Source organism: Microbispora sp. CA-135349 (genome assembly GCF_050947365.1).
Taxonomy (GTDB): Bacteria; Actinomycetota; Actinomycetes; order Streptosporangiales; family Streptosporangiaceae; genus Microbispora.
The window spans coordinates 2582630-2607099 of sequence record NZ_CP192001.1 but is presented as its reverse complement, the minus strand read 5'-3'; the positions used below and the strand labels follow the sequence as shown (position 1 = coordinate 2607099).

Below are 24470 nucleotides of genomic sequence, written 5' to 3'. Positions count from 1 at the left end.
GGGCGCTCGGCCGGTCACCAGCGGCCGCAGCGGGACAGCAGGACGGCGGCCGCGGCCACGCCCGCCGTCGACGTGCGCAGCACCGTCGGCCCCAGCAGGGCCGGCACGGCTCCCGCGGCCCGGAACGCGGCGATCTCCTCCTCGGTGACGCCGCCCTCCGGGCCCACGATCATCACGATGTCGCCCGGCTCCTGCGGCAGGGCCAGGCGGCTCAGCGGCTCGGCGGCCTCCTCGTGCAGCACGACCGCGAGCGCCGCGGCGGAGACGAGCGAGCCGACCGCCGCCGTCGTCGCCTGCTCGGTCACCTCGGGCAGATGGAAACGCCGGGCCTGCTTGGCCGCCTCGCGGGCGGTGCCGCGCCAGCGGGCGAGGGCCTTGGCGGCCCGGTCGCCCTTCCACTGCGTGACGCAGCGGGCGGCGGCCCAGGGAACGATCACGTCCACCCCGGCCTCGGTCATCATCTCGACCGCGAGTTCGCCCCGGTCGCCCTTGGGCAGGCCCTGCACGACCACCAGCCTCGGCCGGGGCGGCGGAACCTCGAACCGGCGCAGCACCTCGACGGTCAGCGAGTCCTTGCCGGCCGCCGAGACGGTGCATTCGGCCACCCGCCCGGCGCCGTCGGTCACGTCGATCCGCTCCCCGGGCCGCAGGCGGCGCACGGCCGCGGCGTGCCGCCCCTCCGGCCCGTCGAGGACGAACGTGTCCGCCGGCCGCCCGGCCGCGTCCGACAGGAACACGGGAACAGTCATCCGATCAGCTCAGCGGCCGTTGAAGGCGTCTCGCAGGCGGGAGAAGAAGCCCTGCTGGCCCGGGGAGAACTTGCCGGGCGGCCGCTCCTCCCCGCGCAGTTTCGCCAGCTCGCGCAGCAGTTCCTCCTGCTGGGGGTCGAGCTTGGCCGGTGTCTCGACGTTCACGTGGATCAGCAGGTCGCCCCTGCCGGTCTCGTTCAGCCGCTGGACGCCCTTGCCGTACATGGGGATGACCTGACCGGCCTGGGTGCCGGGCCGCACGTCGATCTGCTCGTCGCCGTCGAGGGTCTCGACCGTCAGCGACGTGCCGAGCGCGGCGGCGGTCATCGGAATGTGGACGGTGCAGTGCAGGTCGTCGCCGCGCCGCTCGAAAATCTTGTGCGGCCGCTCGACGATCTCCAGGAACAGGTCTCCGGGGGGGCCGCCGCCGGGGCCGACCTCGCCCTCTCCGGCGAGCTGGATGTGCGTGCCGTCCTCGACCCCGGCCGGGATCCTCACCTTGATCGTGCGCCGGGTTCTGACCCGCCCCTCGCCCGAGCACTCCATGCAGGGGTGCCGGATGACGCTGCCGTACCCGCCGCACTGGGGGCAGGGACGGGAGGTCATGACCTGTCCGAGGAACGAACGGGTCACCTGCGAGACCTCACCGCGCCCGTGGCACATGTCGCAGGTGTCGGGGTGGGTGCCGGACGCCGCCCCCGAGCCCTGGCAGACGTCGCAGAGCACGGCCGTGTCGACCGTGATCTCGCGGGTCGTGCCGAAGGCCGACTCCGACAGGTCGAGTTCGACCCGGATGGTGGCGTTGCGGCCCCGGCGGGCACGCGAGCGGGGCCCGCGCGTCGCGCCCGCCGAGCCGAAGAAGGCGTCCATGATGTCGCTGAACGGGAAGCCCGCGCCGAAGCCGGCGGCCCCGGCCCCGGCCCCCGCGCCGCCACCGAACGGGTCGGCACCCATGTCGTACATGCGGCGCTTGCCCGCGTCGGACAGCACCTCGTACGCCTGGTTGATCTCCTTGAACCGCTCTTGTGTCTCCGGGTCGGGATTGACGTCCGGGTGCAGCTCACGGGCAAGACGGCGATACGCCTTCTTGATTTCTTCCTGGCTGGCGTCGCGCCGTACGCCAAGGGTCGCGTAGTAGTCGTTGGACACTTATGACCCCGCCAGGATCTGGCCGACGTACCGCGCCACCGCGCGTACCGCACCCATCGTCACCGGATAGTCCATTCGTGTCGGGCCCAGCACTCCGAGCCGGGCCAATTCTTGGTCGCCCGAACCGTACCCGGCGGCCACGATGGAGGTGCCACGCAGCCCGCTGTAGGGGTTCTCGGATCCGATTCGGACGGTGATGTCGGACAGCCCGCCGGTCTCGCCCAGCAGGCGGATGAGGACGACCTGCTCTTCCAGCGCCTCCAGCACGCCGCGCAGGCCGACGCTGAAGTCGGCCGCCGCCAGATTGGCCGTTCCGGCGAAGGCGATCTTCTCCTCGTGCCGCTCCACGAGCGTCTCGAGCAGCACGGAAAGGATCGTGGCCGCCGCCGGCCTGTCCTCGGGCGGCAGCCGCTCGGGGATGTCGGCCACGGTATCCGGCACCTGCGACAGCCCGCACCCGTCCAGGCACGCGTTGAGCACGGCGCGCAGGTTGGCGATGCGGTCGTCGCCGACGGCCTCGGGCAGGTCGACCACCCGCTGCTCGATGCGCCCCGTGTTCGTGATCAGCACCAGCATGACCCGGCGCTCCGCGAGCGGGACGATCTCCACATGGCGTACCGACGACCTGGTGAGCGAGGGGTACTGGACCACCGCGACCTGACGGGTCAGCTGCGCGAGCAGCCGCACCGTGCGCATGACGATCTCGTCGAGGTCCACCGCCCCGGCGAGGAAGGTCTCGATGGCCCTGCGCTCCGCGCTCGACAACGGCTTGATCTGCGACAGCCGGTCGACGAACAGGCGGTATCCCTTGTCGGTCGGCACCCTGCCGGCACTGGTGTGCGGCTGCGTGATGTATCCCTGCTCCTCCAGCGCCGCCATGTCGTTGCGGATCGTCGCCGGGGAGACGCCGAGATTGTGCCTGTCCGCCAGGGCCTTGGACCCCACCGGCTCGTTGGTGGACACGTAGTCCTCGACGATGGCGCGCAGAACGGCGAGCTTGCGGTCGTCGAGCAATGTGTCACCTCCCTGTGCCTGGAAACACCGACTCTGGCACTCTGTGTTCCCGAGTGCCAAGTGTACGGCTACCACCCCACGTGGTGCGATAACGCAGTGGGTACCAAGACAGCGCAGGGCACCGGGACAGCGCAGGGCACCGGGACAAGCGGGCTGCAAATCGACGGCAAGTGGCATGGTCGATTCTTCACTTCATGTACGAGAATCAGAACCCCACTCCGGCCGACGTCACCATGCGGGTCCCCCGCCCCGCGCCCGCCGCGCCGCCCGGCGCGACCCTGCGGATGCCGCACCCCGTTCCCCCGCCGTACGGCGGCTCCCGGCCCATCCGGCCCCGCCTGCTGTGGGTCTTTCTCTCCTGGGCGCTCTTCCTCGTCCTGCTGGTGGCGGGGGTGGGGGGTTTCGCCGGCGGCCTGTTCTCCACGATCGGCGACATCGCGCCCACCACGACCTTCTCCGGCGGGGAGTCGGTGAGCGTCGCGCTCGACCCCGCGGACAAGCCCGCCATCTACGCGGCGGTCGACCAGCCCACCGACGTCAGCTGCCGGCTCGGCGACGGCACCGACCCGCGGCTACGGCTGACCCGGCCGGCCGCCTCCCAGACGGTCGCGCTGAACGGCACCACCTGGGAGCTGCTGTTCGAGGCCGACGTCCCGCAGGCGGGCACCTACCAGGTCGCCTGCGACGGCGACGGGGTGAGGTTCGGCGTCGGCAAGCAGCTCACCGGCGACATCGGCAAACTGGTGGGCGGTGCGCTCGCGCTGCTGGCGCTGCCCGTCGTCGGCTTCCTGGCCGCGGTGATCGTGACGATCGTCGTGCTGGTGCGCCGTTCCGGAGCCCGCCGCCGCATGGCGTGATTTGCTAGCGTTCCCCGCATGTACGGGCGGGACGTACTTTCCGGAGACTGGCGGCGGCCACGGCGGGGGCGGATCCCCGAGATTCCGGCCGAGCCCGACCTCGTGGTCGAGGACGCCGAGGGCCGCTTCTGCGGCGCCGTGGTGGCCTGCGACAAGGAGGCCGTGACGCTGGAGGACCGGTTCGGCCGGCGGCGGGTGTTCCCGCTGACCCCCGCCGGGTTCCTCCTCGACGGCGAACCGGTCACGCTGGTGCGCCCCCAGGCCGGCCCGAAGGGGCCGCTGCGGAGCGCCTCGGGATCGATCGCGGTCGAGGGCCTGCGTGCGCAGGTCGCCAGGGAGAGCCGCATCTACGTCGAGGGCGTGCACGACGCCTCGCTGGTCGAGAAGATCTGGGGGCACGACCTGCGGGTGGAGGGGGTCGTCGTCGAGTTCCTGGAGGGCGTCGACGACCTCCCCGCGATCGTCGAGGAGTTCGCCCCCGGGCCGGGCAGGCGGCTCGGCGTGCTCGTGGACCACCTGGTGCCCGGTTCCAAGGAGAGCCGCATCGCCGCCCGGGTCTCCGGTGACGAGGTGCTCGTGGTCGGGCATCCGTTCGTGGACATCTGGCAGGCCGTGAAGCCCCGGGTGCTCGACATCCCGGCCTGGCCGGACGTGCCGCGCGGCGTGCCCTGGAAGGAAGGCGTGATCGCGGCGCTCGGCTGGCGGATGGACCCCCAGGAGGCGTGGCGGCACATCCTCGGCCGGGTGACGACCTACGCCGACCTGGAGCCCGAGCTGCTCGGCCGGGTGGAGGAGCTCATCGACTTCGTGACGGCTTCGTGAAGGCCCCCGTCCTGCCGTTCTGACCTCGCACGACGGGCCGGACGCCGTCCGGCCTCGAATCGACCCGAGCATGAGAGACGATCATGAGCGAGCGGAGCGAGATCCCCGGTCAGCCGTACGTCTCCCGGCCCGGCCCGAGGCAGGGCAGCGACGACGCGAGGGTGGCGTCGCGGGCACACCTGTTCGGGCTGGCCAACCTGGTCTCGTGGCCGCTGGGCATGGTCGGGATACTGCTGGTCTACTACACCCGCGGGCGCCGGTCCCCCTACGTGCGCCACCAGGCGGCGCAGGCGCTGAACTTCTGGCTCACCCTGTCCATGGTGATCATCTGCTTGATCGTGAACTGGCTGACGCTGTTCGTCGGCTCCCTGCTCGGCATCTTCGTGGTGTTCCTGATCGTCTGGGTGTACGGCCTCGTGATGGGCGCCGTCGGGGCGATCGCCGCCCGGAGCGGGAGGAGTTTCCGGTATCCCCTCACCGCGGCCGTCTTCTGACCGTCCTACGGGGTCAGGTCGCGGACGACGGCGTCGGCGAGCAGCCTGCCGCGCAGCGTGAGCACGGCCAGGCCCGCCTTGAAGGCCTCCACTTCGAGCAGCCCGTCAGCCAGCGCCCGCGCGCAGGCCGTACGCGCCTGGGGGGCGAGGCCGGCGAGCGGGAATCCCGAGGCGAGGCGCAGCTCCAGCATGATCCGTTCGACGGCCCTGTCCTCCGCCGCCAGCACCTCCCTGGCGTGCGCGGGCGATGTCCCGGCCGCCAGGCGGGCGGCGTACGCCGCGGGGTGCTTGACGTTCCACCAGCGGGTGCCGCCGACATGGCTGTGCGCCCCCGGTCCGGCCCCCCACCAGTCACCGCCGGTCCAGTAGAGCAGGTTGTGGCGGCAGCGCGCCTCGTCGCCCGCCGCCCAGTTGGAGATCTCGTACCAGCTCAGGCCGGCGGCGGTCAGCAGCTCCTCGGCGATCAGGTAGCGGTCGGCCGCCACGTCGTCGTCCGGCATCGGCAGCTCGCCACGCCTGATCCGGGCGGCGAGCCGGGTGCCGTCCTCGACGATCAGGGAGTACGCCGAGACGTGGTCGGGCCCGGCCGCCAGCGCGGCCTCCAGGCTGGCCCGCCAGTCGTCGTCGCTCTCCCCCGGCGTGCCGTAGATGAGGTCGAGGTTGACGTGCTCGAACCCGGCCGCGCGAGCCTCGCGTACGGCCTCGGCGGGCCGGCCGGGGGTGTGCCGCCGGTCGAGGACGGCGAGGACGTGCTCGCCCGCGCTCTGCATGCCGAAGCTCACCCGGGTGAACCCGCCCGCCCGCAGTTCCTTGAGATAGGCCGGGTCGACGGACTCGGGATTGGCCTCGGTCGTCACCTCGGCGTCCGGCCGCAGGCCGAACTCCTCGCCGATGGCGTCGAGGATCCGTACGAGGTCGGCGGCGGGCAGCAGGGTCGGCGTGCCGCCGCCGAAGAAGACGGTCTCCACGGGCGGCGCGGCGTCTCCCAGCACGCGCCGGGCCAGCCGTATTTCCTCGACCGCGGTCGCGGCGTAGTCACGCTGCGCGGCGCCGGGGCCGAGCTCCGCGGACGTGTAGGTGTTGAAGTCGCAGTAGCCGCAGCGCGTCGCGCAGAACGGCACGTGGACGTAGAAGCCGAACGGACGGGAACCGAGCCCGTCGAGGGCTCCGGACGGCAGCTCGCCGCTCGCGGGGACGGGATCTCCGTCGGGAAGCACTGAAGGCACGCTCTCCAGTCTGCCGTCACTCGCGCCCTGCCATCGACGCCCTGATCATCGGGTCTACGGTCGCGGCGATTCAGGCGGATTCGTCACGAGCAAGCCCGCCACCAGGACGCACGGCCCCTGGGGATCCTTCCACCGGCGATGTACCCGCTTTCGCGCGGCCGAGTGGAGCAGAGTGACGCTATCCACCTTTGTCACACTCGCCCCATATCGCGCGATATGTCGTGCCGGATTATTCTAATGCGCGCCCACGTGGCCGCCGCACAACGCCATGACAAATCATCGCCCCCTTGAGGCCAGTCGCCGTGCACGCCGCGGAGTGGAACACTCGGTGATTCCCCCAGCGCCCGGGGGAAGTGTTCCGATCTCTCCCGCGGAAACTCAAGGCTGCGAGTCGCTTTTATTCGCCGATCGCGAGGGGATCAACCCGGCCGAATGCGTCGATCTTCAATTCATGGGCAAGGGCGTCGCGAACACGCTGCTCGAACCCTCGGCCCGCGAGCGTTTCCGGTCTCGGACACGGCCGGAGCCGCAGTGCATGCACGGATCGCCACAAGCGGCTTCAGACGCAGGTTTATCGGGGGTAACCATGTGCGACAGCGACCGGGCGAACGACGAGGCGAGCGAGCTCACGCGACGCCGGTTCATCCAGTTCTCCAGCCTGGCGGGCACCGGCGTGCTCGCGAGCATAGGCATACTTTCCGATGCCGAGCACGCGCTGGCCGCGCCTTCATTGCAACTCGCCAAAGGGCCTGATCCCAAGGAGTGCGGCAAGACCACCGATTCGGACTCCCTCTGGCGGCTCAGCCAGAAGTGTCACAGCAAAAACACCTGCCGGCAGAACCATGCCGACTACGTGGTGATGGGCGGCACCAAGAGCAAGAAGAAGTACATCAACTATATTCTCGTTCCCACTCAGCGGATCAGCGGGATCGAGTGTTCCTGGATCTGCGGCAGCAGTGCACCGAATTATTGGAGTGCCGCAGACTACTATGCCACCCAGCCTCCCACCGTGGTGCCCACGCCGGTGGGATTGGGCATCAACTCGAAGCAGGCCAGAGGTTTCAACCAGCTGCACATCCATATGGCAAGGGCGCGGTGGGAGTCCTGGCACGACCTCGCCGCCCAGGACAACCTGGCCGCCAGAACCGTGGCGAAATGGGCGGACTCGCGCGTGTCGGTCCGAGGCTTCAGCGAGAAGCTCGGGATCATCCCGCACACCTACCGAGTGCTCATCTGGCCGGGATTCCACCACGACAATCTCTTCGCCATGCTCAGGACCATGCTGAAGCACGCTCTCGGGCATGGGGGAACCACCGCCAAGGCCCAGGCGCTCATGCAGTACCAAACGCTGATCGTGATACCTCGGCCCGCCGGAGGCTATTACATCGTCAACAGCGACAAGAGTGTGCGGGACCCGAACAACCCTCATCTGGTCGGAACCGACACCTGCGACCCGTTGCTTCTCATGCATCCTTGAGCCGTCACCGCTCGCCCGGCGATCCAGCCCTGCCGCCATCGGATGCGCGGCCGGTCCACGGCGGAGACAGAAGTCCGCAGAGCGTCAGGAGCTGCGCTCGTCGGGCCTCGGCGGCCAGTCACGGAGGGGCGGATACACGCCCTCCGGGCCGCCTGCGCGACCCACCGGACCGCCAAGCGGCCGGGCGCACCCGTGGGCAGCGAAAGCGGCCCTTTGATCATTGCGGCACCATTGGCTCATGGCCAACCTGGTTGTGGAGATCCACGTTCCGCTGCATGACAGTGAGTCTCTTCCGGAGACCGCCTACGCCTTCCCTTGGATCGACGAAATCGACGAGTTTCTGTTCGGGATAGAGGAGCAAGGGCAGGCGGAGGTCTTCGACGACAGCGAGGAGTTCGGCGATGTGTACGTCTTCTTCATCACCGGTGCGGATGAAGACACGCTCTTGAGCGTCGCTTCGCGTGCAGCGGCCCTGGACGGGGTGCCCCACGGCGCGTTCGCCATGGTCACTGATGATGAGGCCGGCGAGTTCGGCTCAGGGCGCCGGGTGAACCTCCCTCTGCTCTGATGCGCCCGGTGCGCGGGGCTTCCCGCCGAAGGTCCCTGACGCGCCACGTGCCCCCACATCGGGGCTGGGGGGCCGGGATCCCCGAGATGACACGTAATCCGATCAAGGCCAAGGCGGGCTCCGGCGACCTGGAGGGAACCGGGCCGACGGGCAGCCAGGGTGGTCACGGCGTGCGGCCGAGGTAGGCGAGCAGTCGCCGGTGCGCGGGCGCCTCGGCGGGCGCGGCGACCTCGGGGCCGAAGACACCGGGCAGCCGGTAGTCGTCGATGCCGCCCATGCCGTGCATCACCGCCAGCAGTTCCTCGCAGAGCCGCTCGTCCACCCGGTCCTCCTGGCCGGTGGCGACGGCGAGGTCGACGCCGTGGACGAGGATCTCGGTGAAGTGGATCATCGCGGCCATCGGCCCGGGCAGCGCGCCGAGCGAGATGCGCACCGTGCGGCCGAGCGCTCCTTCTCTGTGCCACGCATCCCGGTCGGCGTCCGCGGCGGCGGCGAAGGCCGCCTGCGGGTCGTCGCCGAGCCAGTCGGCCTCGTGATCGGCTCCTGCGTCGGCGCCGGTGAGCTCCGCGGCGAAGATGCGCATGCCGCCCACGGTGTGGTTGAGCACGGCGCGCACGTCCCACCCCGAACACGGCGTGGCCGCGTCCCATTGGTGGCTTCCGATGCCCTTCACGATGCCCGCCGTCATGGCGATGGCGCGGTCGATCTGCCCGATGATGTCGCTCATGTCCTACCCTTCCATAAACTAACGCCAGTTAACTTACGACCATAAGCTAACATATGTAAACATGAGCATCGAGGGACAGCGGGCGCGCAACAGGCGAGGAGAGGGGGGCCGTCTCCGGGAGGAGATCGTCACGGCGGCGACCGCCCTGCTGGAGGAGACCGGCAGCGAGGACGCGATCACCCTGCGCGGGGTTGCGCGGCAGGCCGGGATAGCCGCGCCGTCGATCTACGCGCACTTCGCGGACCGGGACGCCGTCGTGGACGCCGTCGTCGCACGGGCGTTCGCCGAACTCGACGCCGCGCTGGCCGCCGCCGTCGAGGGCGTGGACGATCCGGCGGCCCGATTGCGCGCCCTGTGCGTGGCCTATCTCGCCTTCGCCGAGGAGCGGCCCCACCGCTACCGGGTGGCCTTCGAGCGGCGCCGGAGCGGCCCGGCGAAGACCCGGACGATGGAGGATCTCTCAGGCGTGCAGGCGTTCGGCCGGCTCGTCACCGCCGTCGCCGAGGCCGGCGGTGACGGCTCCCCGGAACTGGACGCCACCGCGTTGTGGGTGGCCCTGCACGGCTACGCCGTGCTCAGCGTCGGCGTCCCGGCCTTCCCCTGGCCCGCCAGGCAGCGGATGCTGGACCGGCTCCTCGCCCGGTTCGCCTGATCAGGAAGGGCACTCCTCCGTCTGTCCTCTGCGGTCGAACTCGGCCCGCGGGATCAGCGCGTCGACGAGTTTTCCCTTCCTGTCGTCGTACTCCTTGACGAGCACCGTGCCCGGCTCGCGCCTGAGCTTGTCCGCGTCGCCGGGCTGAAACTCGGCGTGTGACGTCGAATAGCTGTTGTCGTTCGTCCAGCCGTATGCCCAGTAGGTGACGGTGGGATCGAGCGACGGCAATTCCCGATCGGCCCGCCAGCCGTCGCCGGGAGCGTCGAGCCGGAAGGACGCCGTCTCACCCGCCACCCGGGGAGCCAGATAGGAGGCGTCGACGATGGACGGATCGGCCGGCTCCGTCCCATCGGGGTCGTACGTCGCCGGGGTGGGGTCTTCCGGGTACCGCTCGTGATAGATGGTCACGCCGTCCGGCTGCCGCCCGCACCAGGCCAGGACGATGACGAGGTGCCCGGCCCGGTCCACGCTGAGACCGGTGATCCCGTTGGTGGGAACCGTGCAGCCGGTCGCCCCGAAGGCGATCGATCCGACCACGAGCAGGCCCGCGAGGCGTCTCATGCGGCCACGGTAGATCGCTCCGCGGCCGGGACCGAGGGCCGCGGGCATTTCGTGATCAGCTTGCGACCGCGTCGGTCCGGCTTCCGAGCACGCGCTCGGCGACCCGGTCCCACTTGTCGCTGTGGCCGGGCAGGGCGAGGATCCGCAGCAGCAGGTTGCGGTCGCCGTGGTAAGCCAGGAACGACTCGGCGATCGTCACGCCGTCCGAGGGCCGGTCGAGCACCTCGATCTCGTCGCCCGCGCCGAGCTCGCCCTGCTCGATCACCCGGAAGTACGCCCCGGTGCGGTTCGCCTCGGTGAAGCGCTTGACCCAGCCGCGCTCGTCCAGCCAGTTGCGGAACACGACGCAGGGGACGCGAGGGGCGGTGACCTCCAGGACGGCCGTGCCGACCCGCCACCGCTCCCCGAGGACCGCGCCGGTCACATCGGCCCCGGAGGTTGTGAGGTTCTCCCCGAACTGGCCGTCGCGCAGGTCGCGGCCCATGCGGGGCTCCCACCAGTCGTAGTCCTCCCGCGCGTAGGCGTACACCGCCTGGTCAGGGTGGCCGTGGTTGGCGACGTCGGCGCGCTCGTCGCCCGCCAGGCCGTTCTCGCGTACGGCGATCCGGCCGCCGGCCTTCCGCTTGTCGATCGCCGTGCGCCGCAGGTTGCCGGCCCACTCGGCGTCCACGGCCCGGCCCACGTTCACAGAGAGGATGCGCATGCCCAAACGTTAACGGATGGTCATTTTTCCCGGCGATCCTATTAAGTTCCGTTCAATCCGGACGGAGCTACTTCTTGTTCTTGTCCGGCGCCTCGGACGACAGGGCGGCGACGAAGGCCTCCTGGGGGACCTCCACCCGGCCGACCATCTTCATCCGCTTCTTGCCTTCCTTCTGCTTCTCCAGCAGCTTGCGCTTACGGCTGATGTCACCGCCGTAGCACTTGGCGAGGACGTCCTTGCGGATGGCGCGGATGTTCTCCCGGGCGATGACGCGGGCGCCGATGGCGGCCTGGATGGGCACCTCGAACTGCTGCCTCGGGATGAGCTCCTTGAGCTTCTTGGCCATCTCCACCCCGTAGGCGTACGCCTTGTCGCGGTGGACGATGGCGCTGAACGCGTCGACGGTCTCGCCCTGCAGCAGGATGTCCACCTTGACCAGGTCGGCCGCCTGCTCGCCCGACGGCTCGTAGTCGAGCGAGGCGTACCCCCGGGTCTTCGACTTGAGCTGGTCGAAGAAGTCGAAGATGATCTCGCCGAGCGGAAGCGTGTAGCGGATCTCGACCCGGTCCTCCGACAGGTAGTCCATGCCCTGGAGCTGGCCGCGGCGGCCCTGGCACAGCTCCATGATCGCTCCGATGAACTCGGCCGGCGCGAGCACCGTGGCCTTCACCACCGGCTCGTAGATCTCGCCGATCTTGCCGGCCGGGAACTCCGAGGGGTTGGTGACGACGTGCTCGTTGCCGTCCTCCATGATCACCCGGTAGATGACGTTGGGAGACGTCGAGATCAGCGACAGGTTGAACTCGCGCTCCAGCCGCTCCCGCACGATCTCCATGTGCAGCAGCCCGAGGAAGCCGCAGCGGAAGCCGAAGCCGAGCGCGGCCGAGGTCTCCGGCTCGTAAACGAGAGCGGCGTCGTTCAGACGGAGCTTGTCGAGGGCCTCGCGCAGCTCGGGGTAGTCGTCGCCGTCGATCGGATAGAGCCCCGAGTAGACCATCGGCTTGGGGTGCTCGTAGCCGCCCAGCGCCTCCGCGGCGGGCTTGGCCGCGTTGGTGACCGTGTCACCGACCCGCGACTGGCGCACGTCCTTCACCCCGGTGATCAGGTAACCCACCTCGCCGACGCCGAGCCCCTTGTCGGACGGCATGGGCTCCGGCGAGATGACGCCGATCTCCAGCAGCTCGTGCTGGGCACCGGTGGACATCATCAGCACGCGCTCGCGCTTGGACAGGTGTCCGTCGACCACCCTGACGTACGTCACGACGCCCCGGTAGGTGTCGTACACCGAGTCGAAGATCAGCGCCCGGGCGGGGACGTCGGCCTTGCCGACGGGCGCCGGGATGTGCTCCACGACATGGTCGAGCAGCTCCTTGACACCCACGCCGGTCTTGCCGGACACGCGCATCACGTCGCCGGGGTCGCAGCCGATCAGGCCCGCGATCTCCTCGGCGTACTTGTCGGGCTGCGCGGCGGGCAGGTCGATCTTGTTGAGCACCGGGATGATGTGGAGGTCGGCGTTCATGGCCAGGTAGAGGTTGGCCAGCGTCTGCGCCTCGATGCCCTGGGCGGCGTCCACGAGCAGGATCGCGCCCTCGCACGCCTCGAGCGACCGGGACACCTCATAGGTGAAGTCCACGTGGCCCGGCGTGTCGATCATGTTGAGGACGTGGCCGTTCCACGGAAGCCGCACGGCCTGCGACTTGATGGTGATGCCCCGCTCCCGCTCGATGTCCATGCGGTCGAGGTACTGCGCACGCATCGACCTGTCGTCCACCACGCCGGTGATCTGCAGCATGCGGTCGGCGAGGGTCGACTTGCCATGGTCGATGTGCGCGATGATGCAGAAGTTGCGGATCAACGCGGGGTCGGTCTGGCCAGGCTGAGTGCGCACCGGGGTCCGTTTCGACAAGGTGTGGTCATACAGGTTTCGAGTGACTGCTGGTCGATCGGGCCGCCCTCGTCTCGCTCGGCGGGCCCTTTCGAGGCTGGCGAACCAGCCACCCTCCATGGTGGCATGTCCGGATGCTTGCCTTGACCACCAGACGTGTCCTGCGAGTAGTCGCCGCCGTCGTCGCCATACCGCTCGCGCTCGGCCTCGCAGCCGCGGCCGCGTTGCGCCTGCAGTACGCCGGAACGCCCGCCGGGTGGGCCAGGACCACCGGCCACGACGCCCTGTGGATGGGCCACGCCTGGGTGGACGGCCGCCGCACCGAGGCCGACGTGCGCGCCCTCGCCGTACGGCTTCGCGCGGGCGGGATCAGGGACGTGTACGTCCACAGCGGGCCGTTCAAGTACGACGGGACGTTACCGCCCGATCGCTATGCCAATGCCGGAAATTTCCTGAAATGGTGGCGGAAGAACGTGCCCGGCGTCCGGGTGTCGGCCTGGCTCGGCCAGACGGTGAACGACAACGGCAAGCCTCATCTGAGCCTGGCCGACCCGGCGACGCGGGCCCGCGTCGTGGCGGGCGCCCGTGATCTGGTCACCCTCGGGTTCGACGGAATCCACTACGACTTCGAACCGGTCGACGACGGGGACGGGCCGTTCCTCGGCGTGCTGCGGGAGACACGGGCGGCCATCGGCACCCGGCTCCTGTCGGTCGCCACCCAGCAGATCGAACCGCTGATCGGCATGCGCGCCCCCACCGCCCTGGCGATCGGCCACGACAAATACTGGACGCCGGACTACTTCCGCCAGGTCGCCGGCCTCACGGACCAGGTCGCGATCATGACGTACGACTCCGGGACGCCCCTGCAGTCCCTGTACGGCGGCTACGTCGCGCGGCAGACCTCGCTCGCCCTGGACCTCGTGCCCGAGGACAAGACCCTCCTCATCGGGGCTCCGGCCTACCACGATCACGGCATCGCCTACCTCGACTACGCCGAGAGCGTCGAGGCCGCCGCAGAGGGCGCGCGGCTCGCGATCAGCGAGCACGGGCCCCGCACCGAGTTCGGTCTGGCCCTGTACGTCGACTTCGCGGCCACCGAGGAGGACTGGAGGGAATACGACCGGGCCTGGGTGCGCGGCGGCGCCGCAGGGAGCGTGAAGTCCTCAGGCGTGAAGTCCTCGGGCGGGCGGTCCGATGTGCGGACCTCGGCGGCCGCGCCGCGATAGCATGAGCGGGGGCGGCCCTGTCGTCGTGATTTGAGCGGTGACCCGGGCTGTTGGTATCCTGTCCAACTGCGTGTGGCGCGCCCTCTCACGAGCCCGCGCGCCCCATCCGACCTAGACTTAACACTGAGGCTTTCTTCGTGGCGAACATCAAGTCCCAGATCAAGCGCAACCGGCAGAACGAGAAGCACCGGCTGCGTAACAAGGCCGTCAAGTCGTCCCTGAAGACCGCGGTCCGCAAGTTCCGCGAGGCCGCCGACCAGGGCAACGTCGACGAGGCCCTCGTCGCGCTCAAGGCCGCGTCCCGGCAGCTCGACAAGGCCGTCAGCAAGGGCGTCATTCACAAGAACCAGGCCGCCAACCGGAAGTCGGCGATCGCCCAGCGCGCCGCCGCCCTGCAGGCCGCCAAGTAGTTCCACCAAGCGCACGCCGCATCTCCCCTCGCGGGGGATGCGGCGTTTTCGCGTACCCGCCGCTCTTCGCGTACCCGCGGCTTTTCGCGTACCCGCCGCCGGGTGTCAGGCGGGCACGGGCGGCTGCGCCTCCTCCGTCGTGCGCCGCCGGACCTCGGGCAGGGCGAGCACGGCCAGGTTGACCGCGGCCACCAGCACCGCCGCCGTGAGCAGAGGTGCCGCGGACCCGGCCCAGGCGGCGAGCGGCGCGGCCGCGGCGAGCCCGAGGGGCCGGGCCGCGAAGGAGATGAGCGCGTCGAACGAGTCCACCCGGCCGAGGGCCTGGGGCTCCACACGCTGTTGCACGACCGTCTCCCACAACGGCATCAGCATCCCCACGCCCAGCATGGCGACGACGTAGGCCGCGGTGACGACCACGGCCGGCGCGGGGAACGCCGTGGGGAACGCGAAGGCGACGAGCGGGCACGCGTAGGTCGCCGCCCCGACCGCCGCCACGGCGAGCGGCCGCCGGATCGGCAGCCTGGGAGCCATGAAGACGCCGAGCACCGTCGCCACCGTTCCCGCCTGCGCGACGACCACCCAGACGCCCTCCCCGCCCAGCTCGCGTACGGCGATGACCGGGCCGAGGGTCAGCAGGACGCCCGCCCCCAGGTGCCAGACGCCGTGCCCGGCCACGCTGATCAGGAACCAGCGGTGCCGCCTCGCCTCCCGCCATCCTTCCCCCAGGTCGTTCAGGAAGTGATCGCGGCGGGTCACCGGACGGGGAGCCGTGATCAGGCCGCCCAGCGTGACCGCGGAGCCGGCGAACAGGACCCCGGTCAGCAGGAAGGACCAGCCCGGCCCGAGCCACAGCGTCAGACCTCCGGCGAGCGCCGGGCCCGCGATCTGGGCGAGCCCCCCGGCCACTCCGATGACGGCGTTCACCCGCAGCCGGCGTCCGGCCGGGACCACCCCGGTGACCAACGGTGACACCGCGGGGACGCCGAAGGCCACAGCGGCTCCGGTGAGCGCCGCGAGCACCGCCATCACAGTGATACCGGGGTGCCCGAGGAGGAGCAGCGACCCGAGCGCCACCTGAGCGGCGCAGCGGACCAGGTCGGCCACGAGGATCACCCGCCGCGGCGGGAAGCGGTCCGCGAGCACTCCGCCGACCGGGAGCAGCAGGAGCATGGGCAGCATCTCGGCGGCGAGGACGACGCCGAGGTCGAGGGCGGAGCCGGTCACCCTGATGACGGCGAGGGTGAGCCCGGTGGGGATCAGGGCGGTGGCGAGCGCCGCGACCGTCCGCCCGGCGACCAGACGTGCAATCATGCGAGGGAAGGTATTTCGTCAGCGAATCTTTCGTCAACGTATTTTCATCCGGCGTATGATTGTTCCGTGGACGACTCGGTGGACCGGCACATCGCGCGGTGGCGCGGCAGGGCGCCGTTCGACGAACGCGTGGAGGCGATCGTCACGCGCATGCAGTTGCTGGTGAAGCACCTGGCCCAGGCGAAGGACACCGCGCTGGCCGCGGTGGGCCTGCAGGACTTCGAGTACGAGACGCTTCATCGGCTCGGTGCCCGCGGGGAAGGCGGCCGGGCCACCCCGTCAGAGCTCGCCGCCGAGTTGAAGGTCTCTCCCGCCGGCATGACGGGCCGTCTCGACACCCTGGAGAAGGCGGGGCTCGTCCGGCGCATCCGCAGCGCGGAGGACCGCCGCCGGGTGGACGTGGAGCTGACGAGCGAGGGCCGCGCGATCTGGCTCAAGGCGATGGACCTGCGCGGCGAGGTCGAGGACGCGATGGTGGGAGTGCTGGGGCCGGACGACCAGGACGTCCTCGCCGCGCTGCTCAAGCGGATGCTGCTTCGTGTGGAGAACCCCGGCCTCGCCTGAGCCGGCGGCGGCAGCGCTCAGCGGGTGCCGCGGCTGGTGACGATCGTGTGGACGGCCTTCTCCAGTGCGTACGCCGGGTCGGTGCCGCCGCCCTTGACCTGCTCGTCGGCGGTGGCCACGGCCTGCAGGGCGATCGAAATCCCCTCCGGTCCCCAGCCGGCCAGCTGGCGCTTCACCCGGTCGATCTTCCAGGGCGGCATGCCCACATGGCTCGCGAGCTGGCCGCCGCGCAGGTTGCGGGGCGCCCCGCCCACCTTGGCGAGGGAGCGCAGGCCCCCCGCCAGCGCGCTGACGATCAGCACCGGCGCCACGCCCGTGGCGATCGCCCACCGGACCTGTTCCAGCGCCTCCCCCAGCCGGCCTTCGATCGCCAGGTCGGCGATCGTGAAGCCGCTGACCTCGGCGCGTCCCCGGTAGTACTTCGCGACCGCCGCCTCGTCGATGTTCTTGCCCTCGGTGTCGAAGGCGAGCTGGTTGCAGGCGGCCGCCAGTTCGCGCAGGTCGCTGCCCACGGCGTCGAGCAGCGCCTGGGCGGCGGCGGGCGAGATCGAACGGCCCTCCCTGCGCACCTCGGCCTTGATGAAGTCGAGCCGCTCTCCCGCCTTGGTGAGCTTGGTCACGGTGACGACGTCGGCGCCTGCCTTCTTCACACCGTCCACCAGGGCCTTCCCCTTGACCCCGCCGGGGTGGGCCAGCACCAGCACCGTGTCGTCGGCCGGATGGGCGGTGTATTTCACGATCTCGGCGATGACGTCCTTCGAGAGGTCCTGTGCCCCGCGGATCACGATGACCGACCGATCACCGAACAACGAGGGGGAGGCGAGCCCGGTGAGCTCCCCCGGCTCCACCTTGCTCCCCTGAAGATCGCGCAGCTCCGCGCCCGGGTCCTCGGCGCGTACCGCCGCCACTACGGAGCCGACGGCGCGATCGGCCAGGAACTCCTCGTCGCCGACGACCAGGGTCACGGGTGCTGGATTCGCCATGTCAGGCAGCATGCCACGCCCAGACGGCCACGGCACATCCGCACGCCCGCTGTCCGCCCTGCCGCTGCCGTGTTGCGGGTGTACGGGTCTGCCGCTCAAATCGCGGTGAACCCGCCGTCCGCCGCGACCACGGCGCCCGTGACGAAGCTCGAACGCGGCGATGCGAGGAAGCAGAGCACCTCGGCGATCTCTTCCGGCTTGGCCACCCGGCCGAGCGGCTGGGCGCCGGCGAAGGACGCCAGGTACGCACGACTGTCGGAGCGGAAGGTGTCGAGGAAGTCCGTCTCGATGACGCCCGCGGCCACGATGTTCGCCCGGATGCCCAAGGGCCCGCCCTCGACGGCGAGAACCTTGGTCAACTGGGCCAGTGCCCCCTTGGACGCGCTATAGGCGGCGCCCTCGGGCAGCGCGATCGTGCAGACGTAGGAACCCGTGCTCACGATGGCTCCGCCACCAAGGCTCCGCATCGCACGGAACGCCTCGCGGGCGAAGAAGAAAGAACCTCGGGCGTTGACCGCCATCACGGCGTCCCAGTCCTGCGCCGTCGTCTCTGTGATCGGCTTGTTGAGGGTGCGGCCGGCGTTGTTGACCAGGATGTCGAGACCGCCGAAGACATCGACGGCCTCCCGCACCGCGAGGTGGGCGGTCGCCTCATCGGTGACATCGCCGACAAGGGGGTGCACGCCCGGAAACTCGGTGGGCAGCTCCTTCACCCCGGGGCGTTGATCGACGGCGACGATCTGTGCGCCACGGTGGTGCAGCAGCCGGACGGTCTCCTTGCCCACGCCGCGCGCGGCCCCGGTGACGAGGGCGACCTTTCCAGCGAACTCGGCGGTCTCGACGGACGGATTCGCGGGTGTCATTGTCCACTCCTTGGGTGATGAGGTCAGACGCCGGTTGCGAGGCGCCTGAATCGCCTCGCGATGACGCGGCTACAGACTTTTCTGCGCGCCGTCCTGCGTCCGCTGCTCAGTAAGCGGTGAGCCCGCCGTCGACCACGAGCTCCGAGCCGGTGACGAACGAGGAGTCGTCGCAGGCGAGAAAGAGGAAAGCGGGTGCGATCTCGTCGGCACGGCCGGCCCGGCGCATCGGGGTGCGCTGGATGTCCGGTTGTTGATCACCCTGCTCGTCCAGGAGATCCTGGATCATCGGCGTCGCGATGACCCCGGGATGCACGGAGTTGACCCGCACTCCCTGCCGCGCGTACTCGACCGCGGCGGTCTTGCTCAACAGACGCACCGCGCCCTTGGACGCCTGGTAGGCCGCGGCGGCGCCGCTTCCCACGAGCCCGAGCACCGATGACGTGTTGATCACAGACGCGTTGCCACTCGCGCGCAGGAGCGCCATCGCCGCCTTCATACCGAGCCAGGTGCCTTTCTGGTTCACGTCGATGACGCGGTCCCAGGCGTCCTCCCGCGTGTCCTCGATGCCCGGCCAGTCCACGATGCCGGCGAGGTTCACCAGCACGTTCAGCATGCCGAACCGGTCGCGCACGACGCCGATCACGTTGTCCCACTCCCACGCGGAGGAGACGTCGAGGCGGGCGGCAACGACCTCCGCGCCACGCGCCTCGATCCGGTGGGCCAGGTCGCGCAGGGGCCCTTCGGCGACATCGGTGATCACCAGCCGGGCGCCTTCGTCGGCGAAGAGTTCGGCGGTCGCCGTGCCGATGCCGCCGGTCGCGCCGGTGATCAGCGCGACCTTGCCGGCGAGTCGTTGCCCTGTCATGGGAAATCCCCCTGTGTCTCGTTGTGCCGATCGCTGGGTCGGGTCTTGTGGCGTTGCGGGCGCCGGTCAGATGCCGGTGAAGCCGCCGGCGACCTCGGTCATGACGGCCTCTCCTCCCGGTACAGCACGAGGTGCTCGTGATAGAGGACCCCGTCCCGGATGTCACCCGTCGCGGTGAACCCGGTGTCGTCGACGTAGTCGAGGTGGCTGCCGGTCACCGTGTACCGGCCGGTGTACGCGCTGCGCCGCTCGCCGCGGGCCTCGTCGTAGCGGCCGTCCGGCAGCAACTCCTGGCGGATGTAACCGTCCGCTGTCACCCACATTCCGATCACGTCGACGTTGCCGTCATCGGCGATCTGGGACATGGCGGGCTCCTTTCCTTTGCTCACTCCACGCGGTCCTGGCTCGCTCCACCGAGTCTGCGCAGGTCGGGAGGCATCAACCAGGACGTGTGCCGCCTGGGTGCGGCGCACCCAGGCAGCACGGCGAAGCCGCCGCATAGCCTGAGCACATGGACAGCAACCATCTGGGGGACTTCCTGCGCGCCCGCCGCGCCGGGCTGCAGCCGGAGGACGTCGGGATGGCGAGCTACGGGGCCCGCAGAGTCCCCGGGCTGCGCCGTGAGGAGGTCGCCGTCCTGGCCGGAGTGAACGCCGACTACTACACCCGCCTGGAACAAGGGCGCGAGCGCAACCCCTCACCCCAGGTGCTCGACGCCCTCAGCCGCGCGCTGCGCCTCGACGCAGATGCCCGAGCGCACCTGTACCTGCTGACCGGGACGACGCCGGGCGATTGGCCCTCCGCCCACGTCGCCGACCGGGTCAGCCCGGCGCTGCGCCAGTTGATGGACGGCTACCCCAGCACTCCGGCATTCGTCATGAGCCGAACCCTGGACATCCTCGCCACCAACTCCCTTGCCGACGCCCTCTACACCCCGTTCGAGCCGGCGGACAACCTGGCCCGCATGACCTTCCTCGACCCCGCGGGCCGAGGCTTCTACACAGACTGGGACCGAGCGGCCCAGGCCACCGTCGCCAATCTGCGCCAGGCAGCGGGCTTCGATCTGGACAACCCTCGGCTACGCGAACTCGTCCGCACCCTCACCGAGCACAGTGTGGACTTCGCCCGCCTATGGAACGCTCACACCGTGCGCGGCAAGACCCAGGACGCCAAGCACTTCCTCCACCCCGACGTTGGACCCCTCACGCTCACCTACCAGGCTTTCGACGTACGCGACGCCCCCGGCCAGCAGCTTGTGATCTACCATGCCGAGCCAGGCAGCGTCAGCGCCCAGGCCCTCGATCTCCTCGGCTCCATCCACGCCACCCGGCGCCGGGCCGAACCACGTCCGCACCGTTGATCGGCAGGTCAGGAGCACTTCCACGGCCAGAGTCCGCCGCCCCGGTATTCGGTGCGAACAGGCCGCTGCCGAGCGGACGCACGTGCCCGCGCTGGGTGCGGAAAACACCCGCTCTGCTCGTGATCTTCGCGCACGACTCCACCCGCTCACTTGCCCCGTACGACCACGGCGAGACCGTTATGGGCGGCGACGACGGCGATGTCCCCCGACAGGTCGGTACGGTAGGGCCGCATGCCGAGCCAGCGCAGGCGCCGCAGCGTCAGCGGGGCGGGATGCCCGTAGTCGTTGACCGCGCCGACGCTGATGAGGGCGGCCCGCGCGCCCGTGGCGGCGAGGAAGGCCGGCGCCTGCCGGGACGACCCGTGATGGGGCACTTTCAGCACGTCGACCCGAGGCAGGCCGCACCGCACCAGGGCCTCCTGCGCCTCCGTCTCCAGGTCCCCGGCGAGCAGGGCCGCCCCCAGAATCGGTCCCGACGCTGGTAGTGCGCCGGGACCGGCAGGCGCTCCGGGCGCTCCGGACACCCGAGGCACTGCGGGCACTGCCGCTGCGCCCCGCACTGCGGCTGCGCCCTGCACTGCGGCTACGCCGTGCGCTGCGGGCGGCGGGTCGCGTGGTGCCGTGGGCGGGCCGGACCAGCGGACCAGCAGCACGACGCTGGCGTTGTTGGCCGTCGCCCCCTCGCCGGTGCCCTGCGGCGCCACACCGGGCTCGGGGGCGAGCACGGTGATCTCGCTCGGCCCGAATCGCCACCGCATCCCTGGAACCGCCTGCCATTCCGGGATTCGGGCCGTCCTGAGCTGCGCGGAGACGCGACCGGCCTCGCCCTCCGGCACGCGGCCCGGGCTCACGACCACCGCCCCCACCGCGCGGCGGCGCAGCACACCGGGCAGCCCGCCGACGTGGTCGAGGTGGGGGTGGGTGAGGACCACGAGCGGCACCTGTCGCACTCCGAGAGCGCGCAGGCACCGGTCGGCGGGGCCCGGCTGCGGCCCGGCGTCGACCACCACCGCCCGGCCGGGACCTGCCGCCAGCACCAGGGCGTCCCCCTGGCCGACGTCGCAGACGACCAGCAGCCATCCCGGCGGCGGCCAGGGCGACACCACCGGCATGGCCACGAGGGCGGCGAGCAACGCTCCCGCGGCGAGCGCCGCGACCAGGCGCCTGCGTGCACGGCCCCGCAGGACGAGCCATCCCGCGACGGCCGCCACCGCGAGCACGGCGACTCCCGGCACGCCCCCGAGCCACTCGGCCGAGGCGAACGGAAGGTCCGCCGCCCGCTGGGCCACCGCGATGATCCAGCCCACGGCCCACCCGGCGGGGCGCACCAGCAGCCGGGCCAGGTCCATGCTCACCGGCGCGATCACGGCGGCGCAGAACCCGAGCACCGTCGCGGGCGCCACCGCGGGCTCGGCGAGCAGGTTGGCCGGGATCGCGGCCAGGTCGAGGCGCCCGGACATCAGCACCAGCAGGGGCGTGACGGCCGTCTGCGCCGCGGCGGCCACGGCCAGGGCCTCGGCGAGCAGGCGGGGCACCCGGCGCGCCGTCAGCCGGTCACGCCACCGGGGCGCGAGGACCAGGATGCCGCCGGTCGCGAACACCGACAGCGCGAAGCCCCACTGCCGGGACAGCCCGGGATCGAACACGACCAGTCCCAGCACGGTCGCCGACAGGGCGGCCACGCCGTCGCGGGTGCGGCCGGTGCCAAGTGCCACGGCGGCGACGGTTCCCATGACGAGGGCTCGCAACACGCTCGGCGACGGCCTCGCCACGATCGAGAACGCGATCATCGCGACGACCGCGACCACGGCCCGGAGGGCCAGTGGCAGGCCGGCGAAGCGCCCGAGCACCAGCACGGCGCCCGCCACGATCGCCAGGTTGGTGCCGGAAACGGCGGTGAGGTGGCCGAGCCCCGCCGTCGCCAGGTCGAGCCGGACCTCCTCGTCGAGGCGCGACACGTCGCCGACGACCAGGCCGGGCAACAGACCGCGCTGGTCGTCCGGCAGCACGCCGCTCGCCTCGCGCAGCCCCGCGCGCAGCACTCCGGCCGCACGCTGCACGGCGGAGGGCGCGCCGATCGGCTCGGGCGGCCCCCGGACGAGCATCACGGCCGCGACCGGCTCACCCGGCTCGGCCGGGCTCAGCCGCCCGCGCACCCGGACCCGCTGGCTCGGCAGCAGCGAACGCCACCCGTCGGCGGGACCCAGCAGCACGACGGGCACATCCACGACGTACCGCTCCCGGGCGGTTGTCACCACGAGCATCCGGGCCCGGACGACCGCCGTCTCCCGCCGGGACACCCCGCCCTGGTGCGGCCGGATACGCGGATCGTCGGTGATCTCGGCCTCTGCGGTCACCGTGGCGTCCCGGCGGGCCAGTTCCGGCACCGGCCCGGTGGTCACCCCGTGAACCGTGAACGCCGTCACCGAGGCCGTGACGGTCACGGACGCGAGCGCCGCCAGCGCGATCCTGACGGCGGCGCCCGGCGCCCCCGTCGGGCCGGCGAATCGCCCGCCGACGCGCACGCCTGCCTCGGCGGCGCCACCCCGGCCGTACTCTCCCACCGGAGCCTGGGCGGGGTCCGCCATGTCGTTGGGGCGCCGCGCCACGGCCCAGGTGACGGCGCCCGCGACAGCCGCGGCCAGTGCCACGGCGGCTCCGGCGACGGCGGGGCAGCCGAGCAGCACGAGTGCCGTGAGCCAGGAGGCCAACGCCGGAGTGGCCAGCGCCGCCGGACCGGAGACCGTCCTGCCGACTCCAGGCTGATCTCGGCCCGATCCATCACGTCCCTGCTCGTCCTGCCCCGGCTCGTCGCGGCCCTCGGGGAGGTCGTGGGGGCGGCCGACGGCGGTCACACGGAGATCCTGTCGCGCATCTCGGCGAACTTCCTTTCTCCGATGCCCGGAACGTTTTTCAGCTGGTCCACGCTCTGGAAACCTCCGCGAGAGGTCCGGTAGTCGACGATCCGTTGCGCGATCACACCGCCGATCCCGGGCAGCGCGTCGAGTTGCTCGGCGGTGGCGGTGTTGAGGTTCACCACTCCGGCCTCCGGGCCTCCCGGCCCCACGCCTGCAGGACCCGGAGCAGGGCCCGCGCCGGGCGGCGCCGGGCTTCCGGCGACGATCTGTTCACCGTCCACCACGCGCCGGGCCAGGTTGATTCCGCCCGGTTTCGCGCCCTTCCGAAGGCCGCCCGCGGCCTCGATCGCGTCGGCGACCCGTGAGCCCGGCGCGAGAACGAACACCCCCGGGTCGCGGACCTTGCCCGTCACGTACACCACGACCTGAGCCGATGCGCCGGATGGGGCCGCGATGCCCGGGACGTAGGCTCTGGCGCCCGGCCCGGCGCCGCCTTCAGGTGCCGGCGTCGCAGGCGAGGCCGCACTCTGCACCACTGCGGGGCCGGCGGCGGGGGCGGAGGCAGGGCCGAGGTCGCGAACGGCGGCGGCCGGGAGCGGCGGGGCGATCGGCTCGGCCACCGGCCTCGACCGCCAGACGAGGATCCCGGTGACGACCGCCGCGAGCAACCCGGCGGCCACCAGCACCCGTAGCCCGGGCATGCCGGGATCGAGCCGTGGCAGGGCGCGGCCGAGAGCCGTCCGTCCGAGCGTTCGCAGGTCACGCGTGGCGACCTCGGGCCCGTCCGCACATCCTTCCCACCGATGCGCGACCTCCTCGGGCAGGCCGGAAAGGTCCTCACGGCAAGGGCCGTCCTCAGCCTCCTCAGGCGGACGGCCCGGCGGACGGGTCTCCGTACGGACGGGGTGAGGAGCGCCGAAGGACGGCGGCGGCCCTGGCGGGGACGGCGCCGACCGCAGGCGGGCGGACGGGGGAACCGGATCGAGCGGACGCAACAGCCCGCGCAGGCGGGACTCGCCGGCGGCGACGCCGCGTGCGGCCCCGCGAGACTCCTTGCTTCGCACGCCAAGGACGGTAGGCACACGCCATGCCCCCGCCCGGTCCCGAGCGGAATTCTGTGGACAACCCGCGAACCGCCGC

At 71.2% G+C, this 24470-nt stretch carries 25 protein-coding genes; 10 read left to right on the top strand and 15 right to left on the bottom strand.

All coding sequences use genetic code 11. The annotated features are described in order from the left end of the window. Positions 1-14: 14 nt before the first annotated feature. Genes ACQPZZ_RS12315 through hrcA form a run of 3 tightly spaced genes read right to left on the bottom strand, consistent with a single transcriptional unit; the run spans position 15 to position 2912 of the window. A complete protein-coding gene (locus tag ACQPZZ_RS12315) occupies positions 15-749 on the bottom strand; it encodes a 16S rRNA (uracil(1498)-N(3))-methyltransferase (protein WP_432931694.1) in 735 nt (244 codons plus the stop codon). Between the two features lie 9 nt (positions 750-758). After that, entirely contained in the window at positions 759-1898 is a 1140-nt protein-coding gene (gene dnaJ / locus ACQPZZ_RS12310; RefSeq protein ID WP_432931692.1) for a molecular chaperone DnaJ, read from the bottom strand. After that, complete coding sequence (hrcA, locus tag ACQPZZ_RS12305; protein WP_432931690.1) at positions 1899-2912, bottom strand: heat-inducible transcriptional repressor HrcA; 1014 nt, start codon at positions 2910-2912, stop codon at positions 1899-1901. Between the two features lie 194 nt (positions 2913-3106). On the opposite strand from hrcA, the gene ACQPZZ_RS12300 reads away from it, so the two are divergent. The 3 genes from ACQPZZ_RS12300 to ACQPZZ_RS12290 all read left to right on the top strand — a co-directional run bounded on the left by ACQPZZ_RS12300 (position 3107) and on the right by ACQPZZ_RS12290 (position 5085). Beyond that, positions 3107-3769: a hypothetical protein gene (locus tag ACQPZZ_RS12300; protein ID WP_432931688.1), complete on the top strand. Its 663-nt coding sequence runs from the start codon at positions 3107-3109 to the stop codon at positions 3767-3769. Between the two features lie 18 nt (positions 3770-3787). Continuing rightward, positions 3788-4591: a DUF3097 domain-containing protein gene (locus ACQPZZ_RS12295; protein WP_432931686.1), complete on the top strand. Its 804-nt coding sequence runs from the start codon at positions 3788-3790 to the stop codon at positions 4589-4591. A gap of 83 nt (positions 4592-4674) precedes the next feature. After that, entirely contained in the window at positions 4675-5085 is a 411-nt protein-coding gene (locus ACQPZZ_RS12290; protein ID WP_432931684.1) for a DUF4870 domain-containing protein, read from the top strand. 5 nt (positions 5086-5090) lie between these two features. Here ACQPZZ_RS12290 and hemW read toward each other — a convergent pair whose 3' ends face one another. Beyond that, positions 5091-6311, bottom strand: coding sequence for a radical SAM family heme chaperone HemW (gene hemW, locus ACQPZZ_RS12285; RefSeq protein WP_432931682.1), 1221 nt, complete (start codon positions 6309-6311; stop codon positions 5091-5093). A 328-nt stretch (positions 6312-6639) separates the two neighbouring features. Here hemW and ACQPZZ_RS12280 point away from each other — a divergent pair, with 328 nt between their 5' ends. Both ACQPZZ_RS12280 and ACQPZZ_RS12275 read left to right on the top strand, forming a co-directional pair. Beyond that, the gene (locus ACQPZZ_RS12280; RefSeq protein WP_432931680.1) at positions 6640-7788 is read left to right on the top strand and encodes a CDP-diacylglycerol diphosphatase; all 1149 of its coding nucleotides are present in this window, start codon (positions 6640-6642) and stop codon (positions 7786-7788) included. A 238-nt stretch (positions 7789-8026) separates the two neighbouring features. After that, positions 8027-8356: a hypothetical protein gene (locus tag ACQPZZ_RS12275; RefSeq protein ID WP_363646472.1), complete on the top strand. Its 330-nt coding sequence runs from the start codon at positions 8027-8029 to the stop codon at positions 8354-8356. 163 nt (positions 8357-8519) lie between these two features. Here ACQPZZ_RS12275 and ACQPZZ_RS12270 read toward each other — a convergent pair whose 3' ends face one another. Beyond that, positions 8520-9083, bottom strand: coding sequence for a TIGR03086 family metal-binding protein (locus ACQPZZ_RS12270; protein WP_432931678.1), 564 nt, complete (start codon positions 9081-9083; stop codon positions 8520-8522). 61 nt (positions 9084-9144) lie between these two features. Here ACQPZZ_RS12270 and ACQPZZ_RS12265 point away from each other — a divergent pair, with 61 nt between their 5' ends. Continuing rightward, positions 9145-9735 (top strand): TetR/AcrR family transcriptional regulator, encoded by a 591-nt coding sequence (locus tag ACQPZZ_RS12265; protein ID WP_432931676.1) that lies wholly within the window; start codon positions 9145-9147, stop codon positions 9733-9735. On the opposite strand, the gene ACQPZZ_RS12260 is transcribed toward ACQPZZ_RS12265, so the two are convergent. From ACQPZZ_RS12260 to lepA, 3 genes are all read right to left on the bottom strand, one after another. Next, positions 9736-10299, bottom strand: coding sequence for a hypothetical protein (locus tag ACQPZZ_RS12260; RefSeq protein WP_432931674.1), 564 nt, complete (start codon positions 10297-10299; stop codon positions 9736-9738). A gap of 55 nt (positions 10300-10354) precedes the next feature. Continuing rightward, positions 10355-11002: an MOSC domain-containing protein gene (locus tag ACQPZZ_RS12255; protein WP_432931672.1), complete on the bottom strand. Its 648-nt coding sequence runs from the start codon at positions 11000-11002 to the stop codon at positions 10355-10357. Between the two features lie 67 nt (positions 11003-11069). Beyond that, positions 11070-12893, bottom strand: a complete 1824-nt coding sequence (gene lepA / locus ACQPZZ_RS12250; protein WP_432931670.1) for a translation elongation factor 4 — start codon at positions 12891-12893, stop codon at positions 11070-11072. A 131-nt stretch (positions 12894-13024) separates the two neighbouring features. Here lepA and ACQPZZ_RS12245 point away from each other — a divergent pair, with 131 nt between their 5' ends. Together ACQPZZ_RS12245 and rpsT are read left to right on the top strand one after the other, a co-directional pair. Further along, positions 13025-14116, top strand: a complete 1092-nt coding sequence (locus tag ACQPZZ_RS12245; protein WP_432931668.1) for a hypothetical protein — start codon at positions 13025-13027, stop codon at positions 14114-14116. A 137-nt stretch (positions 14117-14253) separates the two neighbouring features. Further along, positions 14254-14526: a 30S ribosomal protein S20 gene (gene rpsT / locus ACQPZZ_RS12240; protein ID WP_363646479.1), complete on the top strand. Its 273-nt coding sequence runs from the start codon at positions 14254-14256 to the stop codon at positions 14524-14526. 105 nt (positions 14527-14631) lie between these two features. Here rpsT and ACQPZZ_RS12235 read toward each other — a convergent pair whose 3' ends face one another. Continuing rightward, on the bottom strand, positions 14632-15837 hold the full coding sequence (locus ACQPZZ_RS12235; protein WP_432931666.1) for an MFS transporter: 1206 nt from the start codon (positions 15835-15837) through the stop codon (positions 14632-14634). Positions 15838-15903: 66 nt separating this feature from the next. Between ACQPZZ_RS12235 and ACQPZZ_RS12230 the strand changes: the two genes are divergently transcribed. Next, on the top strand, positions 15904-16401 hold the full coding sequence (locus ACQPZZ_RS12230) for a MarR family winged helix-turn-helix transcriptional regulator (RefSeq protein ID WP_432931664.1): 498 nt from the start codon (positions 15904-15906) through the stop codon (positions 16399-16401). A 17-nt stretch (positions 16402-16418) separates the two neighbouring features. On the opposite strand, the gene holA is transcribed toward ACQPZZ_RS12230, so the two are convergent. The 4 genes from holA to ACQPZZ_RS12210 all read right to left on the bottom strand — a co-directional run bounded on the left by holA (position 16419) and on the right by ACQPZZ_RS12210 (position 19477). Further along, on the bottom strand, positions 16419-17384 hold the full coding sequence (gene holA / locus ACQPZZ_RS12225; RefSeq protein ID WP_432931662.1) for a DNA polymerase III subunit delta: 966 nt from the start codon (positions 17382-17384) through the stop codon (positions 16419-16421). 95 nt (positions 17385-17479) lie between these two features. Continuing rightward, positions 17480-18247, bottom strand: coding sequence for an SDR family NAD(P)-dependent oxidoreductase (locus ACQPZZ_RS12220; RefSeq protein ID WP_432931660.1), 768 nt, complete (start codon positions 18245-18247; stop codon positions 17480-17482). A gap of 106 nt (positions 18248-18353) precedes the next feature. After that, the gene (locus tag ACQPZZ_RS12215; protein WP_432931658.1) at positions 18354-19112 is read right to left on the bottom strand and encodes an SDR family NAD(P)-dependent oxidoreductase; all 759 of its coding nucleotides are present in this window, start codon (positions 19110-19112) and stop codon (positions 18354-18356) included. Positions 19113-19210: 98 nt separating this feature from the next. Beyond that, entirely contained in the window at positions 19211-19477 is a 267-nt protein-coding gene (locus ACQPZZ_RS12210) for an Atu4866 domain-containing protein (RefSeq protein ID WP_432931656.1), read from the bottom strand. A 146-nt stretch (positions 19478-19623) separates the two neighbouring features. Here ACQPZZ_RS12210 and ACQPZZ_RS12205 point away from each other — a divergent pair, with 146 nt between their 5' ends. Further along, the gene (locus ACQPZZ_RS12205; RefSeq protein ID WP_432931654.1) at positions 19624-20472 is read left to right on the top strand and encodes a helix-turn-helix domain-containing protein; all 849 of its coding nucleotides are present in this window, start codon (positions 19624-19626) and stop codon (positions 20470-20472) included. Between the two features lie 146 nt (positions 20473-20618). Here the strand turns inward: ACQPZZ_RS12205 and ACQPZZ_RS12200 are convergent, their stop codons facing one another. Beyond that, on the bottom strand, positions 20619-23327 hold the full coding sequence (locus tag ACQPZZ_RS12200; protein WP_432931652.1) for a ComEC/Rec2 family competence protein: 2709 nt from the start codon (positions 23325-23327) through the stop codon (positions 20619-20621). Continuing rightward, positions 23324-24394: a helix-hairpin-helix domain-containing protein gene (locus tag ACQPZZ_RS12195; RefSeq protein ID WP_432931650.1), complete on the bottom strand. Its 1071-nt coding sequence runs from the start codon at positions 24392-24394 to the stop codon at positions 23324-23326. Before ACQPZZ_RS12195 ends, ACQPZZ_RS12200 begins: the two co-directional genes overlap by 4 nt. Positions 24395-24470 lie beyond the last annotated feature (76 nt).

What these genes read in the sequence shown, in the direction of transcription:
- ACQPZZ_RS12290 (WP_432931684.1), top strand. Translation starts at nt 4,675, where the DNA reads ATGAGCGAGCGGAGCGAGATCCCCGGTCAGCCGTACGTCTCCCGGCCC.
- ACQPZZ_RS12270 (WP_432931678.1), bottom strand. Translation starts at nt 9,083, where the DNA reads ATGAGCGACATCATCGGGCAGATCGACCGCGCCATCGCCATGACGGCG.
- ACQPZZ_RS12295 (WP_432931686.1), top strand. Translation starts at nt 3,788, where the DNA reads ATGTACGGGCGGGACGTACTTTCCGGAGACTGGCGGCGGCCACGGCGG.
- ACQPZZ_RS12210 (WP_432931656.1), bottom strand. Translation starts at nt 19,477, where the DNA reads ATGTCCCAGATCGCCGATGACGGCAACGTCGACGTGATCGGAATGTGG.
- ACQPZZ_RS12220 (WP_432931660.1), bottom strand. Translation starts at nt 18,247, where the DNA reads ATGACACCCGCGAATCCGTCCGTCGAGACCGCCGAGTTCGCTGGAAAG.
- ACQPZZ_RS12215 (WP_432931658.1), bottom strand. Translation starts at nt 19,112, where the DNA reads ATGACAGGGCAACGACTCGCCGGCAAGGTCGCGCTGATCACCGGCGCG.
- ACQPZZ_RS12315 (WP_432931694.1), bottom strand. Translation starts at nt 749, where the DNA reads ATGACTGTTCCCGTGTTCCTGTCGGACGCGGCCGGGCGGCCGGCGGAC.
- ACQPZZ_RS12275 (WP_363646472.1), top strand. Translation starts at nt 8,027, where the DNA reads ATGGCCAACCTGGTTGTGGAGATCCACGTTCCGCTGCATGACAGTGAG.
- ACQPZZ_RS12235 (WP_432931666.1), bottom strand. Translation starts at nt 15,837, where the DNA reads ATGATTGCACGTCTGGTCGCCGGGCGGACGGTCGCGGCGCTCGCCACC.
- ACQPZZ_RS12300 (WP_432931688.1), top strand. Translation starts at nt 3,107, where the DNA reads ATGTACGAGAATCAGAACCCCACTCCGGCCGACGTCACCATGCGGGTC.
- ACQPZZ_RS12245 (WP_432931668.1), top strand. Translation starts at nt 13,025, where the DNA reads ATGCTTGCCTTGACCACCAGACGTGTCCTGCGAGTAGTCGCCGCCGTC.
- ACQPZZ_RS12260 (WP_432931674.1), bottom strand. Translation starts at nt 10,299, where the DNA reads ATGAGACGCCTCGCGGGCCTGCTCGTGGTCGGATCGATCGCCTTCGGG.
- holA (WP_432931662.1), bottom strand. Translation starts at nt 17,384, where the DNA reads ATGGCGAATCCAGCACCCGTGACCCTGGTCGTCGGCGACGAGGAGTTC.
- ACQPZZ_RS12265 (WP_432931676.1), top strand. Translation starts at nt 9,145, where the DNA reads ATGAGCATCGAGGGACAGCGGGCGCGCAACAGGCGAGGAGAGGGGGGC.
- ACQPZZ_RS12255 (WP_432931672.1), bottom strand. Translation starts at nt 11,002, where the DNA reads ATGCGCATCCTCTCTGTGAACGTGGGCCGGGCCGTGGACGCCGAGTGG.
- ACQPZZ_RS12205 (WP_432931654.1), top strand. Translation starts at nt 19,624, where the DNA reads ATGGACAGCAACCATCTGGGGGACTTCCTGCGCGCCCGCCGCGCCGGG.